At 59.4% G+C, this 17,023-nt stretch carries 17 protein-coding genes; 9 read left to right on the plus strand and 8 right to left on the minus strand.

The genetic code is table 11. The features are described 5' to 3' along the window. Window positions 1–29: 29 nt before the first annotated feature. Window positions 30–800, plus strand: a complete 771-nt coding sequence (locus IM303_RS18910) for an amidohydrolase (protein WP_041911141.1) — start codon at window positions 30–32, stop codon at window positions 798–800. 56 nt (window positions 801–856) lie between these two features. Here IM303_RS18910 and IM303_RS18915 read toward each other — a convergent pair whose 3' ends face one another. The 8 genes from IM303_RS18915 to IM303_RS18950 form a co-directional block, all read right to left on the minus strand. Beyond that, on the minus strand, window positions 857–2,458 hold the full coding sequence (locus IM303_RS18915; protein ID WP_048999719.1) for a gamma-glutamyltransferase family protein: 1,602 nt from the start codon (window positions 2,456–2,458) through the stop codon (window positions 857–859). 9 nt (window positions 2,459–2,467) lie between these two features. Then, window positions 2,468–3,343, minus strand: coding sequence for an ABC transporter permease (locus IM303_RS18920; RefSeq protein ID WP_028012069.1), 876 nt, complete (start codon window positions 3,341–3,343; stop codon window positions 2,468–2,470). A 2-nt stretch (window positions 3,344–3,345) separates the two neighbouring features. Then, on the minus strand, window positions 3,346–4,287 hold the full coding sequence (locus IM303_RS18925; protein ID WP_028012068.1) for an ABC transporter permease: 942 nt from the start codon (window positions 4,285–4,287) through the stop codon (window positions 3,346–3,348). An 18-nt stretch (window positions 4,288–4,305) separates the two neighbouring features. Further along, complete coding sequence (locus IM303_RS18930) at window positions 4,306–5,820, minus strand: ABC transporter substrate-binding protein (protein ID WP_075206585.1); 1,515 nt, start codon at window positions 5,818–5,820, stop codon at window positions 4,306–4,308. A gap of 2 nt (window positions 5,821–5,822) precedes the next feature. Beyond that, on the minus strand, window positions 5,823–6,905 hold the full coding sequence (locus IM303_RS18935) for an ABC transporter ATP-binding protein (protein ID WP_045259782.1): 1,083 nt from the start codon (window positions 6,903–6,905) through the stop codon (window positions 5,823–5,825). Beyond that, window positions 6,902–7,915 (minus strand): ABC transporter ATP-binding protein, encoded by a 1,014-nt coding sequence (locus tag IM303_RS18940; protein WP_045630680.1) that lies wholly within the window; start codon window positions 7,913–7,915, stop codon window positions 6,902–6,904. Before IM303_RS18940 ends, IM303_RS18935 begins: the two co-directional genes overlap by 4 nt. Then, entirely contained in the window at window positions 7,912–8,631 is a 720-nt protein-coding gene (locus IM303_RS18945) for a FadR/GntR family transcriptional regulator (RefSeq protein ID WP_028012064.1), read from the minus strand. The genes IM303_RS18940 and IM303_RS18945 overlap by 4 nt, the downstream gene beginning before the upstream one ends. A 366-nt stretch (window positions 8,632–8,997) precedes the next feature. Beyond that, window positions 8,998–10,827 (minus strand): glycosyl hydrolase family 18 protein, encoded by a 1,830-nt coding sequence (locus IM303_RS18950; protein ID WP_048999712.1) that lies wholly within the window; start codon window positions 10,825–10,827, stop codon window positions 8,998–9,000. Window positions 10,828–11,143: 316 nt separating this feature from the next. Between IM303_RS18950 and gspG the strand changes: the two genes are divergently transcribed. The 8 genes from gspG to IM303_RS18990 are packed head-to-tail and all read left to right on the plus strand — an operon-like array spanning window position 11,144 to window position 17,019. Beyond that, window positions 11,144–11,563, plus strand: coding sequence for a type II secretion system major pseudopilin GspG (gene gspG, locus IM303_RS18955; RefSeq protein WP_045630682.1), 420 nt, complete (start codon window positions 11,144–11,146; stop codon window positions 11,561–11,563). A gap of 2 nt (window positions 11,564–11,565) precedes the next feature. Further along, the gene (locus IM303_RS18960) at window positions 11,566–12,030 is read left to right on the plus strand and encodes a lytic transglycosylase domain-containing protein (RefSeq protein ID WP_032644836.1); all 465 of its coding nucleotides are present in this window, start codon (window positions 11,566–11,568) and stop codon (window positions 12,028–12,030) included. Next, window positions 12,027–13,196: a type II secretion system F family protein gene (locus IM303_RS18965; protein ID WP_048999711.1), complete on the plus strand. Its 1,170-nt coding sequence runs from the start codon at window positions 12,027–12,029 to the stop codon at window positions 13,194–13,196. Before IM303_RS18960 ends, IM303_RS18965 begins: the two co-directional genes overlap by 4 nt. Then, window positions 13,196–14,815, plus strand: a complete 1,620-nt coding sequence (locus tag IM303_RS18970) for a GspE/PulE family protein (protein ID WP_116341751.1) — start codon at window positions 13,196–13,198, stop codon at window positions 14,813–14,815. Before IM303_RS18965 ends, IM303_RS18970 begins: the two co-directional genes overlap by 1 nt. Beyond that, the gene (locus IM303_RS18975) at window positions 14,799–15,515 is read left to right on the plus strand and encodes a hypothetical protein (RefSeq protein ID WP_048999708.1); all 717 of its coding nucleotides are present in this window, start codon (window positions 14,799–14,801) and stop codon (window positions 15,513–15,515) included. The genes IM303_RS18970 and IM303_RS18975 overlap by 17 nt, the downstream gene beginning before the upstream one ends. After that, window positions 15,493–16,008 (plus strand): hypothetical protein, encoded by a 516-nt coding sequence (locus tag IM303_RS18980; RefSeq protein WP_192986353.1) that lies wholly within the window; start codon window positions 15,493–15,495, stop codon window positions 16,006–16,008. The genes IM303_RS18975 and IM303_RS18980 overlap by 23 nt, the downstream gene beginning before the upstream one ends. Continuing rightward, complete coding sequence (locus tag IM303_RS18985; RefSeq protein WP_182034038.1) at window positions 15,992–16,510, plus strand: hypothetical protein; 519 nt, start codon at window positions 15,992–15,994, stop codon at window positions 16,508–16,510. Before IM303_RS18980 ends, IM303_RS18985 begins: the two co-directional genes overlap by 17 nt. Beyond that, window positions 16,507–17,019 (plus strand): hypothetical protein, encoded by a 513-nt coding sequence (locus IM303_RS18990; RefSeq protein ID WP_028012055.1) that lies wholly within the window; start codon window positions 16,507–16,509, stop codon window positions 17,017–17,019. The genes IM303_RS18985 and IM303_RS18990 overlap by 4 nt, the downstream gene beginning before the upstream one ends. Window positions 17,020–17,023: the final 4 nt, after the last annotated feature.

The following is a 17,023-nucleotide window of genomic DNA, read 5'->3' on the forward strand; positions in this document are numbered from 1 at the left end:
AAAAAGGGGTCGTTTGAGGAGTCTGTATCGTGCCTGGTTTGAAGATTTCGATTTTGCAGCAGCCTTTAGTGTGGATGGATGGCCCTGCCAACCTGCGCCACTTTGATCGTCAACTGGAAGAGATTACCGGGCGAGATGTGATTGTCCTGCCGGAGATGTTTACCACTGGCTTTGCGATGGAAGCGGCGAAACAGTCGATGCCCCAGGAAGAGGTGGTCGCCTGGATGCATGCCAAAGCGCAGCAAACCAACGCGCTGATCGCCGGGAGCGCCGCACTGCAGACGGAACGCGGCCCGGTGAACCGCTTCCTGCTGGTTGAGCCGGAAGGGAAGGTGCATTTTTACGATAAACGCCACCTGTTCCGCATGGCCGATGAACATCATCATTATGAAGCCGGTAACGAACGCGTGGTGTTCGAGTGGCGCGGCTGGCGCATCCTGCCGCTGGTCTGCTACGACCTGCGCTTCCCGGTGTGGTCGCGCAACCGCAACGATTACGACCTGGCGCTGTACGTCGCCAACTGGCCCGCGCCGCGCTCGCTGCACTGGCAGGCGCTGCTGGTGGCTCGCGCGATTGAAAACCAGGCGTACGTGGTGGGCTGTAACCGCGTGGGGACGGACGGCAACGGCCACCACTACCGCGGCGACAGCCGGGTGGTGAACCCTCAGGGCGAGATTATTGCCACCGCCGAACCGCATCAGGCGACGCGCATTGATGCTGAATTATCGTTAACGGCGCTGAAGGAGTATCGGGAGAAGTTTCCGGCCTGGCAGGATGCGGATCCGTTTAGCATTGGGTGAAAGAATGCCGGGTGGCGGCTACGCCTTACCCGGCCTACCAATGTTGCTCGCTTCTTTTAACTCACTAACGCCTGCCCGTCTTTGCGGCTCTCCGTCGCGGCCACGTAGTGCCCCTCCGGCATACGATAGATCACCTGCGCACCGCCGAAGTTGTAATCCTGGAGCGGATCTTCCACCACGATCTGATGCCCGCGCTCGCGCAGCGCGGCAATGGTGTTGCGATCAAACGTCGATTCAACAATCACTTCCCTGCCCTGCACCACGCGCCAGCGCGGCGCGTCGATGGCCGCCTGCGGGTTTTGCCCGTGCAGCATGATGCGCAGCGCCATCTGCATATGCCCCTGCGCCTGCATCGGGCCGCCCATCACGCCGAAGGACATCAGCGGCTGGCCGTTGCCGTCCATCGCAAAGCCCGGAATGATGGTGTGGAAAGGACGCTTGCTGCCCGCCAGCGCGTTCGGGTGTTTGGGATCGAGCACAAAGCCGCAGCCGCGGTTTTGCAGGCTGATTCCGGTATCCGGCACCACAATGCCTGAACCGAAGCCCATAAAGTTGGACTGGATAAACGAAACCATCATCCCGCTGGCGTCCGCGGTGCTGATGTAGACCGTGCCGCTCTGCGTCGGTGAACCGTACACAAAGTCAGAGGCGTTATCGCGATCGATAAGCGCCGCACGCGACTTCAGATAGTGGTCGCTCAGCAGCTCTTTTGCTGCGAACTCCATATGTTCTTCATCCGCCACGTAGCGGTCGAGATCCGCCAGCGCCAGCTTCATGGCTTCAATGGATAAGTGCAGAGACTGCACGGAGTCCGGATGATGTTTCTCAATGCCGCACTGCTCCAGAATACCGAGCGCAATCAGCGTGGCGATCCCCTGCCCGTTTGGCGGCAGCTCCTGTACCGAGCCGCCCGCGAAGTCGCGCGACAGCAGGTCAACCCAGTCCACGCGATGGTTTGCCAGATCTTCCGCTGACAGGTGCGCGCCGTGCTCCTGGGCGAAGGCGGCAATTTTCTGCGCCAGCTCGCCGCGGTAAAAGGCTTCACCGTTGGTTTTGGCAATCAGCTCCAGCGAATGAGCCTGCGCCGGATTACGGAAGATCTCCCCCACGCGCGGGGCGCGGCCTTCCGGCGCAAAGCAGGCGCTAAAGCCCGGCTGATCTTTCAGCTTGTTATAGCCGCGCTGCCAGAGATGACCAATCAGCGGCGAGACCGGGAAGCCGTTGCGCGCGTAGTCAATCGCAGGCTGCGCCAGCGTGGTCAGCGGTAGCGTGCCGAAGCGTTCTGCCAGGGCCACCCAGCCCGACACCGCACCCGGCACCGTCACCGCGTCCCAGCCGATTTCCGGCACTGCGCTTTTACCGACAAACAGATCCGCATGCCAGCTGGCCGGCGAGCGCCCGGACGCGTTCAGGCCGTGAAGTTTTTCACCGTCCCAGACGATGGCAAAGGCGTCGCTGCCGATGCCGTTGCCGGTCGGCTCGACAACGGTCAGCGCCATGGCGGTGGCAATGGCCGCATCGACGGCATTACCACCCAGCTGCAGCATTTTCATTCCCGCCTGCGCCGCCAGCGGCTGCGAAGTGGCAACGGCGTTGTGGCCGATCATCGGCGGGCGGCGTGAAGCGTAACCGGACGTAAAATCAAGCGCTTTGGTCATCATGACTCCTTAGTCGTGGCGCGGATCGAGCGCATCGCGCAGCCCGTCGCCAAGTAAATTAAAGCCCTGCACGGCAAGGAAAATCGCCACGCCGGGGAAAACGGACATCCACGGCGCCTGCTCAAGGAAACCTTTCGCGGTATTGAGCATGGACCCCCAGGACGGATTGGGCGGCTGCTGCCCCAGCCCTAAAAACGACAGGCTGGCTTCGGCAATAATCGCCGAGGCAATGGCCAGCGTGGCCTGAACCAGGATCGGCGACATCACGTTTGGCAGAACGTATTTAATGATGATCCAGCGATCCGGCAGGCCTATCGCCCGCGCGCCGTCGATGTACTCTTCGTTGCGAATGGCGATCACCTGCCCGCGCGTCAGGCGGGCGAAGATCGGCATCGCCGAAAGACCGATGGCGATCATCGCGTTGGTCAGGCTCGGGCCTAAAAATGCCCCCAGCGCGATCGCCATGATCAGGAACGGACAGGCCAGCAGCGCCTCGATAAAGCGCGAGATGACGCCGTCCCACATCTTCTGGAAGTAGCCCGCCACCAGCCCCAGCGGCACGCCGATGACCACCGCGATAACCACCGACATACAGCCCGCCATCAGCGAGGTTCGCGCTCCCCAGATAATGCGGGACAAAATGTCGCGCCCCAGCTCGTCGGTGCCGAACCAGTACATCGCCGACGGCGCTTTGCGCACCGCGAGGAAGTTGGCTTTAACCGGGTCAAACGGGGCGATCCACGGCGCCAGCAGCGCCACCAGCACAAAGAAACCCACCACAAGCGCGCCAATCACCGCGCTTTTATTGGCGAGGAATTTCTTCAGCACCCGGTTCTGCGCGCGCGGCAGCGCGGGGGCTACGGTTTGCGTCGTCAGTTCCGCCATCATTAACCTCGCATTTTCGGGTTGATAAGGACATAAAGCACGTCGGCCAGCAGGTTGAGCAGCAGGAAGCCGATCGCCACGATCAGCACCACGCCCTGCACCACCGCGTAGTCACGGTTGAACACCGAGTCGACGATCATCTTGCCAAAGCCCGGAATGGTGAACACCTGCTCGGTCAGCACCGCGCCGCCCAGCAGCTCGCCGAACAGCAGCGTGGTGAGGGTGATCACCGGTACCAGCGCGTTGCGAAACGCGTGCTTTAGAATGACCGCCTTCGGCAGCAGCCCCTTGGCGCGTGCGGTACGGATATAATCCGCTTTCAGCACCGCAATCATCGACGCGCGGGTATGGCGCATCAGCGTCGCCGCCAGCCCGGTTCCTAGCACGGACGCGGGCAGCAGCAGCGTGCGCAGGTTCTGAAGCGGATCTTCACTGAACGGCACGTAGCCGGACGCGGGCAGCCACTGCAGGTTCACCGAGAAGACCAGAATCAGCAGGATCCCCAGCCAGAAGTGGGGAATAGAGATCCCCGAGATCGCCACGAAGTTCGCCCCGTGATCGACCCAGCTGTTTTTGTTCACCGCCGCAAGGATCCCCATGCTGATGCCAAACACCAGCGCAATAATCATCGCCAGCAGCGACAGCTCCAGCGTAACCGGCAGCTTGCTGGCGATAAGCTCGGTCACCGGCTCGTGCGTGCGTAAGGAGACGCCCAGATCGCCCTGAAGCGCCCGCGTCAGCCAGTGGAAATACTGAACCGGGATCGGCGCATCCAGGTTCAGCTCCGCGCGCAGCTGGGCGATCACCGCCGGATCGCGTTCCTCACCGGCCATCGCAATCAGTGGGTCGCCGGGCAGCAGCTTTTGCAGCCCGAACACCATCATGCTTACCAGCAATAGCGTCGGGACGGCCAGCAGCAGACGTTTGCAAATCAGTTCCAGCATGGGTTCTCCTCAGGACGTTTATTTCGCCAGCGTCAAACCCGCCAGACGCACGATGCCGTCCGGGTAAGGCTTAAAGCCCTGCACGCGCTTGTTCAGGCCAAAAATGCGCGGCTCGAAGTAGAGGTAGGCAATCGGCATATCGGTTTGCAGCTGCTTCACCACCTTGTCATACAGCGGCTGGCGGGCGGCCTGGTCGGTGCTCTGGCGCGCCTGCGTCAGCCACTCATCGACCTGCGCGTTGCTGTAACGGCCATCGTTAAGCGTGCCGTTGCTGTGGATAAAGCCGTAGATGCTGCCGTCCGGATCCGGGCGACCCGACCAGCCGGAGAAGCTCAGCTGATAATCACCGCTCTGCTGGCGATCCAGCAGCGTGGCAAATTCGGTCATCTGCAGGTTCAGCGTGAAGCCGGCCTCGGCGACCATCGCCTGCAATACCTGACCCACCTGCTGCGAGGTTGGGTTGTTCGGCACCAGCAGGTTGACGGTCAGCGGCGTGGTGACGCCTGCCGCTTTGAGCAGCGCTTTGGCTTTATCAACGTCGCGCGGCGGAACCGGCAGGTTGACGTGATACGGGCTGACCGTCGAAAACGCCTGGTTGGCTGGCGTATACAGCCCTTCAAAGACCACCTGGTTTAACGCATCACGGTCGATGGCCTGAGAAAACGCCTCGCGCACGCGGGCATCTTTGAACGGATCGTTCGCCGGGACCTTGCCGTTGTTAATATTGAAGGTGATCCCCTGATAGCCCAGGCCGGTGACCTTCGCCAGCGCCAGCTTGCTGTCGGCTTCGACGGTTTTGACGTCGCTGGCGGCGATGCCTTCGGTCAGATCCAGATCGCCCGCGCGCAGGTTCGCCAGACGCACGGAGGCATCCGGGATCGGCAGATAGATAATTTTGTCGAAGTGGTAGGCGCCTTTGTTCCAGTAGTTGTCGAAGCGGGTCAGAACGATGCGGTCCTGCGACACGCGGCTGTCGAACTTGTACGGGCCGGAACAGACCGGATGGGCGGCAAAGTCAGGCTTTTTCGCGGCCTCGGGTGCCATCATCGCGCCCGCGCGGTCGGTAAGCTGCATCAGCAGCGCGGCGTCCGGCGTTTTCAGGTGCAGCGCTATCTGCATCGGGCCGGTGACCTCTACCGATTCCACGGAGGAGATCTCGCTTTTCCGCAGGGAGCCTTTGAGGGTCAGGGCGCGGTCCAGGTTGTATTTCGCGGCGGCGGCATCGAATTTCTCTCCGTCATGGAAGGTCACGCCTTCGCGCAGATCCATGGTCAGCGTTTTGCCGTCGGCGCTCCAGGCCCACGATTTCGCGAGGCCTGGCACGACCTTCAGATGCTCGTCGACGTCCACCAGCCTGTCGCACAGGGAGGCAAACACGAAGCGGCCATAGTAGGTGCGCGCCAGGTGCGGGTCGAGCATGTCCGGGTCTGCCCCCAGGCCGATTCGCAGCACGCTTTCAGAATGGGCGGGCAGCGCCGCGCCAAGCAACATAACACTTCCCAGTACGGTCAAAAGAGAATTACGCATTGTCATTATCATGAGTTCCTTGAAGGAAGGGAGGAGTGAGTGGCCGCGTGTTCAAACAGCGCGCGGCGGCGCAGAAAGGCTGCGGATGGCGGTGCGATCTGGATAACGCTGCGATCGCGGTTAATTTCCTGCCAGCGGTGGCAGGCAACCTGACGCCCGCCGTCGAGCACCTGATTAATCGGCTCGACCTGGCGGCATTCGTCAGTGACGTACGGGCAGCGGGTGTGGAAGCGACAGCCCGACGGCGGGTTCGCCGGGTTCGGCAGATCCCCCTGCAGCAGCGGCGCGTCGCGCTCAATACCCGGCTGCATCTGCGGCGCCGAGGCGATCAGCGCCTGGGTGTAAGGGTGCAGCGGTGCGTCAAAGATCTCGTCGACGGTGGCAAGCTCAACGATTTGCCCAAGGTACATCACCGCCACGCGGTCGCTCATGTGGCGGATCACCGCCAGACCGTGGGCGACGATCACCATCGTCAGCCCCAGCTGGTGCTTCAGGCTCTCCAGCAGATTAACCACCTGCGCCTGCACCGACACATCCAGCGCGGAAACCGGCTCGTCGCCCAGCAGCAGCTTTGGCCCCGAAGCCAGCGCGCGCGCAATGCCGATACGCTGGCGCTGCCCGCCGGAGAACTCATGCGGATAGCGCCCGGCCCAGGCGGCAGGCAGGCCAACGGTCTTGAGCAGCTCCGCGACGCGGTACTGACGATCCGCTTTCTTCATGTTCTGGTGCAGCCACAGCGGCTCACCGACGATCTGCTCCACCGTCATGCGCGGGTTCAGCGAGGCAAAAGGATCCTGAAAAATAATCTGCAGCTCGCGCCGGAGCTGGTTCAGACGGGCGCCTGTGGCGTGGGTAATCTCCTCCCCCTGATAAAACACGCGTCCTTCGCTGGCGGCCAGCAGACGCAGCAGCAGACGGCCAAGGGTGGATTTCCCGGAACCGGACTCGCCGACAATCGCCAGCGTTTCGCCCGGCATCACGGCAAGCGAAACGCGATCGACCGCTGTGACAAACCGGGCCGGGGAAAAGAGTTTTTTCGGGCCGGGGAAAAGCTTGCTGAGGTCCCGGGCTTCAAGAATGGGCGTGGTCATGCGGTCTCTCCCAGGGCAATGTGGTGTTCGAGCGGCACGCGGAAGCAGGCGACCTGATGGCCCGCGCCGAGCGTGGTGAGCTGCGGTTTTTCATCATGACAGCGCGACTGCGCAAACGGGCAGCGCGTCGCGAAACGGCAGCCTTGCGGCATGGATTCCGGGAGCGGGACCGTTCCGGGAATGGTAGAGAGCTGGCCTTTGCGTGCGCCCAGCGAAGGGATCGAGCCCATCAGGCCGATGGTGTACGGGTGCTGCGGGTCAGCGAATATTGCCTCAACGCTCCCCTGCTCCACCACCTGTCCGGCGTACATCACCGCCACCTGCTGGGCGACTTCGGCCACCACGCCCAAATCGTGGGTGATCATCAGCACCGCCGTGCCGGTTTCCTCTTTTAGGGTGTTCAGCAGGGTCAGGATTTGCGCCTGGATGGTGACGTCGAGCGCGGTGGTGGGTTCGTCGGCAATCAGCAGTTTAGGGTGGTTGATCAGCGCCATGGCAATCATCACGCGCTGGCGCATGCCGCCGGAAAGCTGGTGCGGATACGCCTTGAGGCGCATCTCCGCCGCCGGGATCTGCACCTTTTCAAGGATCTGCAGCGCGACCTTCATCGCCTCCGGGCGCGTAACGTTCTGATGACGCATGACCGCTTCACTGAGCTGATCGCCTAACGTGAAGGCCGGATTAAGCGAGGTCATCGGCTCCTGGAAAATCATCGCCAGCTCGCTCCCGCGCAGATCGGCATACTCCCGCGGCGAGAGCTTGCGCAGGTCGTGGCGGCGAAACTGCATCTCGCCGCTGACAATCTGCGCGCTGGCGGGCAGTAAACCCATCAGCGCCAGTGAGGTGATACTTTTCCCGCAGCCGGACTCCCCCACCAGCGCCAGCGTTTCGCCCGCTTTGACCGTCAGGGAAATGCCGTCCAGGACGCTGACCGGCGAGCCGGAAAACTTAACGTTGAGATTATTCAGCCGGAGTACAGGCGTGGAGTCCTTAAACGGGATCGTCGTCATAGCGTGAAATCGTCCTCAAGGTGGATCGCCTGAATCAGGGCGTTTTGCAGGCTGAGCAGGTGTTCGCGCATGGCGGCCGCTGCCTCATTAGGCTGGCGATGGATAATCGCGGACATGATCTTGTGATGGTGGTCGTTGTAGCTGTCGACACGTTCGGGCGTGCGGGCTAATTCACGCAGATGCTGCCAGCCGGGTTCGCGCCGCACGGCGTCAATGGCGTCAAACAGGCCGAGCATCAGGCGATTGCCCGCCGCCTCGGCAATGGCGCGGTGAAAGGCGCTATCCCAGAGTTCATTGAGATCGCGGTCATCCGGGCTGACCTTGTCGATGCGTTCCAGCATGCGCTGCATGAGCGCGAGGTTTTCCCTGGTGGCACGCAGTGCCGCAAGCCGGGCTAAGCCGGGTTCGATCTGTATACGAGCTTCCATCACTTCCAGCAGATTGGTCTGCTGAACCAATCCCTGAAGGGCCAGCGGTTCAACAGGGGCAGCCGGACCAATAAAGGTGCCTTTGCCCTGTTTACGCCAGATCCGCCCTTCTTCTTCCAGCACGTCCAGCGCGCGACGCACTTCGCGTCGTCCTACGCCGAGTGTTTCCGACAGCTCACGTTCCGTGGGCAGCGGAGTGCCTGGTGTTGACTCATGCTGGTTGATTAGCCCGCGCAGTTGCTCAAGCGCGGTGCTGGAATTGGCCAGAAACCGTGACGGTTTTTCCATATTGGTTCGCTCACTATCATCGTTATTTTCTTTTTATGAACGATAAGTTATTGATATGGCGTGCTACTTATCGTGCTAATGATTAAGCAATAAACGAACCAATTTTTTAATGGTTCAAAAGAGATTTAAAAAAGCGGTAGTAAATGAAGGGGTTACAGCAACCTATTGTTACAGATGCAGGCGGCATCCTGAGACGACAAAGGCCAGAAAAGAACATGAAACGCACAAAAACAGTGCAAATATCGCACTACAATAGTGCTATTGTTAATTTTTTGCACTGTAAATGATAACAATAAGTTAACAAAAAAGTAATAAATAAGGCGTGCTTACGGCTGAAAGTGGCCCCCTTGCGAGGGCCGCGAAAGATTAAGGAACAGGCTGCCAAAGCGTCGCAGCCGCAGTCGGCGCCCAGTCGGACTGAGACGTATGCCCCTGCACGCAGCGATACTGTGTGCCGTGATACGTGACAATTTCTCCAGTCTTATAGCGCGTACCGACTTTCCACTCGCCTTCCGGCTCAGGCGTCACAGACCCCTCTTTCGTCGTGGCTTTAAGCGGTGTACTGGCGAGAGACTGATGACCTTTGGCATTTTCGGCGATCACCTGGTAGCTGTAGGTTGTTCCCGCGCGCAGGCCGCTGTCGAAGATCTGCGTTCCGCTTACGGTGAGTAACTCCGCCCCATCGCGTAGTACGTGGTATTTCACCGCGTTGTCTACCGCATTCCATTTCACCGTCAGGCTGTTTTCCGTCGAAGAAACCAGGGCCAGGCCGCCTGGCGCGTCAGGACGTCCCTCTTCGACCTGTACGGTTTCTACCTTAACCACGTTGCTGCTTTCAGAGATATTGTTCGCTGCATCACGTGCTTTCACGCTGTAGTGGTACACCACACCGCCGGTCTCTACTGCATTATCGGTCCACTGGGTGTCCGTTGAAGACCCGACTTTGATGTCATTACGGTAGATGTCATATCCCACTACGCCACGGTCATCGGTGGAGGGCTGCCAGGCAAGGGTGATAGTCAAGCCATTGTTCAGCACCTTCAGTCCTGCTGGCGCAGTTGGCGCGACGGTATCCTGCGGGCGTTCAGGCGACATCAGGTCCGCGCGCTCTTTCATTTCATTGAAATAGTCAACCTGCTGCGGGATGGACAGCTGCTGATCGTTTGAACCCAACGTCCAGATAAAGAACCCACCATAGCCGTTTTCCGCCTGCCAGCCCGCACGGTTTACGTTGTTCTGTCGGTTCTCAACAAAGCGACCTTCTGGCCCCCACTGGGAGTTGATGGTCTGACCGAGAACGATTTTGCTCTTATCACCCACCGCCCGGGCGTAGTTAGCCATCGCCACGTCATACTTAAAGCGTGGGCCGGCGTCATAGGCCATGACGTTGAAGAAATCGAAAACGTTTTTCCCCTGCGTCAGCAGCGGCAGAACTTCGCCATGGTGTGAAGAGCGAGCCGCCTCAACGAAGGAACAATTCTCGGTTACCGCGCTGTTGGTGCAGTTCTCCGGGTCAGCACCAACGTGATAGGTGGTCAGGCTCAGCAGCTTTTTGCTGCCGGACGCATTGAGCTTGCTACGAACCCGTTCAGCCAGATCCAGCAGGTTTGCGTTTTCCTCTGGCGTGACGCGATCGGGCTTTTCAAAGTCAAAATCGATGCCGTCAAGCTGAACGGTACCCGCCTTTTGGTAGTTCGCCATATTACATTTGCCTTGCCAGTCGGCGCTCAGGCATTCCCCAACCATCTCTTCCGGCTTCAGGTTCTTTTTATATACCGGGAAGTTGGTATTCAGCAGATTCACCAGATTCTGCGCCAGCGTTTCTCGCGTTTGCGCGTTATTCAGATAAGACCACATCGCGGAATACGTCTCGCCGCCGAGCGCCAGCATCATTTTTTTCTCCGGGTGCGCCAGCTTCAGCTGACTCCACACGACATAGGCTGGCGCATTAATGTACCAGGGATCATATTGTGGTACTGCAACAATATTATCGGAACTGGACAGCTTACCGCTAGCATCCCAGCCACCAAATGAAAGCAGGAACGTATCCGCTTTCACCTCTTTCATATCCTCAACGGACTCGACCGGAACGCCCCAGGAGGTCAGATAGGTGACCGCTCGCGGTGCCTGCGCCGCGAAAGCCGACTGCGCCATTAGTGCGCTACCAATTAACAGAGATAATGTAAGTTTTTTCATCAAAGTTCCTTATTGCTTTGTGATGATAGTCCTGTGGATTACCTCGCAAATTGTCTTTTTTTTTAGCGCCGAGATCGTTGGGGATAATAGAGTGGTGAATCAGGAAACCCTCCGCGTTAAATAAGAAATATCTCTCGCATTTATAATAAATACTTCAACGACAGCGCGGGAGAATTCTCGCATCCTGTAAGACGCTTCTTTATTTAATTTTCCCATCTTCACCAATTAAAAAAGATGGCATACCTGTGTTCCCGCTCTTTTATCAGGGAAAATTCAGGAATTAATCACAACTATTATCCAACTAGGGACGCTCTCAATGAAATATGCAACAAACGTGATGCGAAAACAGGGTGGTTTCACCCTGCTTGAACTGCTGGTCGTGCTGATGATTATTGCGCTGCTGGCAGGATTTGTCGGGCCAAAAGTCTTCTCAAATGTCGACTCGGCTAAGGAGAAAACCGCCATGCGCCAGATGCGCTCGCTTGCTGAGGCACTCGGGCAATATCGCCTCGACACCGGCAGTTATCCAACTGAAACACAAGGTCTGAAAGCGCTGACTGAAAAGCCTTCCAACGCGCAAAACTGGAATGGCCCTTATCTTAGCCAGCATGTGCCGTTAGACCCGTGGGGCAATCCGTACCAGTGGCATAACCCCGCCCGGACAAAAGACGCCATTAATGAAGTCGAAATAACCTCCGGCGGTAAAGACGGTAAGCCTGTCACTTACGGGTTCTGAATATGTTGCGCCTGTCCATATATTCGCTGTTTATCTTCAGCGTATTTTCCTGCCGGGCCGATTGCTGGCAGCTGGCGGGAGAACGTTACGGCATTGAGCCAGAGCTATTACAGGCGATAGCGATAGTGGAATCCAACGGTAATACCCGGGCCATCAACAAAAATCGTGATGGCTCAATGGATGTCGGTCTGATGCAGATCAATAGCATTCACTTCGATGCGCTGCGTAAATTTCGTATTAGTCAAAAAGATCTGCTAACCGACCCTTGCCAAAGTGTCATGACCGGCGCCTGGATCCTGGCAGGTCAAATCCAGCGCTTTGGTTATACCTGGGACGCGGTGGGGGCGTATAACGCCGGAACGGCAAATACCCCCCAGCGCCGCGCGCTTCGTCAACAATACATAAAAAAAGTGGCTCCGCATTATGCCCGCCTTAAAAGGCAGAGCCATACACTGTCGCCAAAATGAAACCATATACCGTCACCATCCTCCAGGGGGGGAAACGCGTCAATCAGACCGTACTTGCCGCGTCGCCTGATGATGCCAGCGCCCGCATTATTGCGGGCGGCGGCATCGTTTTGCAGGTACAGGAACGCCCCGCCCGCAAGGAGAAACGCTTTCCACTGAATCTGTTCTTGCAGGAGCTTATCGCTCTGCTGGAAGCCGGGCTGGTCGTGGTCGAGGCCGTCGAAGCGCTGCGCGAAAGCAGCCGCGATGGTGGCACCTCGCTGGTTCTGGATACGCTGGTTAAAAGGCTCTACGAAGGAGCGCAACTCTCCCAGGCGATGATGGCGCTACCAGCACTGTTTCCGCCTCTGCTGATCAACACCGTTGCCTCTTCTGAGCAAACCGGACACTTACCCGAGGCGCTAAAGCGTTTTCAGTTTTACGAATCAAGAATGGAAATTCTGCGCAAGCGGATTAAATCAACCCTGCTCTATCCGACGATTGTCATTGCCGCCGGCGGGATAATTCTGTTCTTTCTGCTCGGCTTTATTATTCCGCGTTTTTCCGTGGTGTTTGACGGGATGAAGAACCCGTCCGCCAGCGCACAGCTTATCCTCTGGTGGGGACGCCTGACGCAAACCCATGGCTCGCTGCTGCTGGCCGGTTGCGCGGCAGCGGTCGCAGGCATCGTGATGGCGGTGCGCAGCCCGCGCCTGCGCCAGCGCGCGCTCGGTTTGTTGCTGCGCATTCCCGCCTTACGCCAGCAGCATCAGCTTTCTGTGCTGGTGCGTTTCTACCGCACGCTGGGCCTGCTGTTACAGGGCGGCCTTCCCGCGCCAGATGCGTTAATGCTGAGCCGGGAGATCCTGCCCGCCACGCATCGTCAGCAGGTTGAACAGGTTATCCGGTACGTCGCCGCCGGCGAGTCGCTCTCCCGCATGCTGGAAGCCCAGCAGATGACGACTCCTGTCGCCAGCCGCCTGCTGCAGGTCGGCGAGCGCAGTGGCGAACTGCCTGCCATGTGCGAGCGGATCGCCGCTTTTTATGACGAATCGCTGGAACGCGCGATTGAAACCTTTAGCAAAATTTTTGAACCGATTCTGATGATGGTCGTTGGCGGCATCGTTGGGCTCGTCGTGTTTTTACTGTACATGCCCATTTTTGAACTGGCAGGAGGATTGCAATAATGTCTCACTCACCGTCTGTAGACCCCCTTTTCGACCTGCCAGACGAGCAGCGCTGTCAGGCGCTGGCGGAACTGCTGGACAGTTTCCCCGGCGCGTTAGAAGAAGCCGCCGGTTCCCTGGGGCTCACGCCGCTCTCACCCACACAGCTCGCCGACAGCGAAGAGGATTTCGAAGCCGTGCCGCTGACCGAATCGCTCAGCCAGCGAGCATTGCCGCTGCGCGTTAACGGTCAGCTCCACGTTGCGCTGGGCGATCCGTTTTCACTGGCACTGCGCCAGTGGGCTTATAACGTGAATGCGCTCCCCGCGCTCGCCCCGCTCTCTCAGCTTAATGCCCGCCTTGATGAACTGGCAAAACAGCAGCGCACGCTCGATCAGCTGGAGCAGCAGCAGAGTGAAGAGAATAAAGAGGCCCGGTGGCTGGAGATCACCCCAGCAGCCATCGCCAGTGAACCCCATGCCGTCATTAAGCTGGTTAACGCCACGCTGTTTGATGCCCTGCAGAGCCGCGCCAGCGATATTCATCTTTGTGCCGTCGCGGATGGGTTGATGGTGAAGTACCGCATTGATGGCGTCCTGCACAGCATTCGCCACTGCGCCGGACTTCAGCAGGCGGAACAGGTGATCTCCCGTCTCAAGGTATTAAGCTGCATGGACATTTCCGAACGACGCACGCCTCAGGACGGGCGCTTTAAGGCGTTGATTCTCCAGCGTCCCGTCGATTTTCGCGTGTCCATTATGCCGGGCGTCTATGGCGAGGATGCCGTACTGCGCGTGCTGGATAAATCTCACGATCAAAACCTGCGCCTGGAGACGCTCGGCTTTGATGAGCACACGCTGGGCGCGATTCGCCAGTTAACCCATCTGCCCCACGGTATGGTGCTCGTCACCGGGCCAACGGGGAGCGGGAAATCCACCACCCTCTATTCAGCACTCAGCGAACTCAACAGTGGTGAATGCAAAATTATCACCATTGAAGATCCCGTGGAGTACCAGCTCAACAGCGTGCTGCAAATTCCGGTCAACGATAAAAAAGGGCTCACCTTCGCCCGCGGCCTGCGCGCCATTTTGCGTCACGACCCGGACATCATCCTGGTGGGTGAGATCCGCGACGGTGAAACCGCTGGCATTGCCGTGCAGGCGGCGCTCACCGGCCACGTGGTGCTCTCCTCGGTTCACGCCAATGACGTCTTTAGCGTACTGGAACGTTTTTTATATATGCAGGTGGAGCCCGCCAGCCTGATCACCGCCCTTAACGGCGTCGTGGCGCAACGGCTGGTGCGCCAGATTTGCCCGGACTGTATTGATGACACCACGCCCACAGATGACCTTCTCGCGGCGTGGCAATCCGGACCGCTGCAGCAGCTCACGCCCCGCTGGCGTCGAGGGCGAGGCTGCGATACCTGCCGCGACAGCGGTTTTCGCGGCAGGCTGGCGCTGGCGGAAGTGCTGCATTTCAGCGATGCGATGAAAGAGGCAATGCTGGCGCGATCGCCCCGGCGCAAGCTAAAGGAAGTGGCGCTGAATGACGGTTTTGTTCCGCTCTCGACCATCGCGCTGCGCGCCGTGGTCGAAGGCAAAACCACCTGGGAGGAGGTGAACCGTGTTATCACTCACTAACACCTGGCAGTGCGATATCTGGCCTCATGCCGTGCGGTTGCGCCGCAACAACGTGGTTCTCGCCACCCATGAACGCCGGCCAGATGAGCCTCTTGAAGCCGCGCTCGAAACGCTGCTGCGCCAGCGCCCTTCCGTCTTACCGTGGCGTGACGCGGTGGAGTTTCACCTCGATACCGACGATCTGACGTTTTTAATTCAGCCCTGGCATGACGGCGTGACCACACCGCAGGAACTGCTCCGGCTCGCCCGACAGCAGGCGGTTCTTCGCGCGAGTCCGCCCATTGACTGGCAGGTGCGCTTCGAGACCCTTAACTGGCAGCAGTCAGCGCTGGCCGCGTGCCTGAAGCAACCTTGCTGGCACCTGCTTGTCGCGCTGGCGCGTCGGGAGCGGCTGCGTTTTCGCGGTGTTGTCACGCCGTTTCAAAAGCTGTTTAGCCACTTCGCCGCCGCACTGCCGGAAAACGGCCTGTTTGTGGCGATGAGCCCCCACCATAGCCGGATTGCCAGCCGTCAGCACCACAGCTGGCGCGACGTCTGGACACTCACCCTGCCACAGCAGGAGATGGACGCCCAGCTGCGGGTTATCGCCCGGCTAAGCGGAATGCAGGACTGTCCTGGCTACGTCATTCATACCGACGGTGAGCATCACCAGGAAGTCGCGCTACAGGAGAGTCCTCATGACGCCGCTGTTTACGCGTAGTTCCCCGTGGGCCGTACGCACGCTGCTGTTAACCGGACTCCTCTGTTTACCGCTCACCGGTGCCGTGATGTATGGCCTGTTTGAGCACCAGCGCCTTGAGCTGGAGACGTCGCAGATACAGCAGCAGCTCGCCCAACGGCAGCAGGTGCTGCGCCAGCTGCGTGAAGCGGAGCAGCGCCGGTTGCGCCAGGCTAAGCAACTGCAGGCCGTCCCACCGGCCATCAAGCTGCTGGACAACATCGGCAGCGTACTGACGCCTGATATTGCGCTCCTGAGTATTGACGTCATTGCCAGTAAAGGCGATGCGCGGCTTACGGTGAATGCAGGCAATCTTGACGCCCTGCTCGCCTTTAGCGAGCGGCTACAGCAGTTGCCGGCGCATGTGGTGCTTGAGAACCATCGCCAGTCGGCGCAGGGCGATCCTGCCTGGCCGATTAACGCGGTACTCGACGTCAAGGTGACGACGGAGGCGCACCATGCGGCTTCAGAATAAACCCGCCGTGCTGCGCTGGCAGGCGGCGTTATTTGCCGGGCGCATCGGAACGGTTCCGCTCGTGCTCGCCGGGCTGCCCGCAGGACTGCTGCTGTTATGGCTTGGCGGCGTGCGGCCGCACACCATCCATTTGCAGGAGAACCTTGCCCGGATCCAGGCGCAGCTACAAACCACGCTGCCGCTGGATAAACAGCAGCCGGAACTGCAAAGCCGCATCAGCCTCGGAGAATATCAGCAGGTCAGGCTCATTTTTGAGCAGTTCAGGAGCCGAGGGATGAAGGTCGACGCCAGCCGCTATCAGCTGGAAAACGACGACGGCAAAACCGCGCTACGGCTGGATATTCCGCTGCGCGGTGAATATCTGCCGCTGATGGACGCCCTGGAAACGCTAAGCCGCACTTTGCCGTTACGCATTGAGCAGCTAAGCCTGCGGCGCGCCGGGCCATCGGAAAGCCAGCTCAGCGCCACCGTGCAGCTTCGCCTGTTGAAGGAGTCGCCATGAAACTGCCGCGCTATTTACAGCTAGCGCTGGTGCTGACCGCCGGTGCTGTTTTCTGGAGCCAGTTTGCCGATGACGAGATATCGCAAGCGCCGCTTGAGGCGCAGCCGGTCTCACGCCCGCGCCCCGCGCCAGCAAAGCCGGAGACGGCTCACGCAACGCGCATCGATCTCTTTTCAACGCCACATAGCAGGGCGCAAGACGCAGCAGAAAAGCCGCCGGAAAACGATCGGCCTGAAGAGGCGACACCAACCGCACCGCCGCTACCGCTTCAGCTCCTCGGTGCCTGGTGGGAAAACCGTCAGAGGATCGTTGTGCTGACGGATGGCAAAGAGACCTGGCCGGTCTGCGAGCGCTGCAGGGCGGACGGCAGGATCTGGATCGGCAGTTCGCCGGTTAACAACTGGATTTTAAAAGCGGTGGCGAACGACCACCTCCTGTTTGAATGGCAGCCCACCCATAGCCAGCAGCGGCTGGAACTGGATGAGCTGCAATCGGAACCGACACATTAATCAT

The sequence above is a fragment of the Enterobacter cloacae complex sp. P38RS genome (assembly GCF_014930775.1).
GTDB lineage: Bacteria > Pseudomonadota > Gammaproteobacteria > Enterobacterales > Enterobacteriaceae > Enterobacter > Enterobacter bugandensis.

Excerpts from the sequence above, each read along its gene's own strand:
- IM303_RS18965 (WP_048999711.1), top strand. The coding sequence starts at position 12,027 with ATGAAACCATATACCGTCACCATCCTCCAGGGGGGGAAACGCGTCAAT.
- IM303_RS18950 (WP_048999712.1), bottom strand. The coding sequence starts at position 10,827 with ATGAAAAAACTTACATTATCTCTGTTAATTGGTAGCGCACTAATGGCG.
- IM303_RS18990 (WP_028012055.1), top strand. The coding sequence starts at position 16,507 with ATGAAACTGCCGCGCTATTTACAGCTAGCGCTGGTGCTGACCGCCGGT.
- gspG (WP_045630682.1), top strand. The coding sequence starts at position 11,144 with ATGAAATATGCAACAAACGTGATGCGAAAACAGGGTGGTTTCACCCTG.
- IM303_RS18945 (WP_028012064.1), bottom strand. The coding sequence starts at position 8,631 with ATGGAAAAACCGTCACGGTTTCTGGCCAATTCCAGCACCGCGCTTGAG.
- IM303_RS18930 (WP_075206585.1), bottom strand. The coding sequence starts at position 5,820 with ATGACAATGCGTAATTCTCTTTTGACCGTACTGGGAAGTGTTATGTTG.
- IM303_RS18915 (WP_048999719.1), bottom strand. The coding sequence starts at position 2,458 with ATGACCAAAGCGCTTGATTTTACGTCCGGTTACGCTTCACGCCGCCCG.
- IM303_RS18960 (WP_032644836.1), top strand. The coding sequence starts at position 11,566 with ATGTTGCGCCTGTCCATATATTCGCTGTTTATCTTCAGCGTATTTTCC.
- IM303_RS18940 (WP_045630680.1), bottom strand. The coding sequence starts at position 7,915 with ATGACGACGATCCCGTTTAAGGACTCCACGCCTGTACTCCGGCTGAAT.
- IM303_RS18925 (WP_028012068.1), bottom strand. The coding sequence starts at position 4,287 with ATGCTGGAACTGATTTGCAAACGTCTGCTGCTGGCCGTCCCGACGCTA.
- IM303_RS18935 (WP_045259782.1), bottom strand. The coding sequence starts at position 6,905 with ATGACCACGCCCATTCTTGAAGCCCGGGACCTCAGCAAGCTTTTCCCC.
- IM303_RS18970 (WP_116341751.1), top strand. The coding sequence starts at position 13,196 with ATGTCTCACTCACCGTCTGTAGACCCCCTTTTCGACCTGCCAGACGAG.
- IM303_RS18980 (WP_192986353.1), top strand. The coding sequence starts at position 15,493 with ATGACGCCGCTGTTTACGCGTAGTTCCCCGTGGGCCGTACGCACGCTG.
- IM303_RS18985 (WP_182034038.1), top strand. The coding sequence starts at position 15,992 with ATGCGGCTTCAGAATAAACCCGCCGTGCTGCGCTGGCAGGCGGCGTTA.
- IM303_RS18920 (WP_028012069.1), bottom strand. The coding sequence starts at position 3,343 with ATGGCGGAACTGACGACGCAAACCGTAGCCCCCGCGCTGCCGCGCGCG.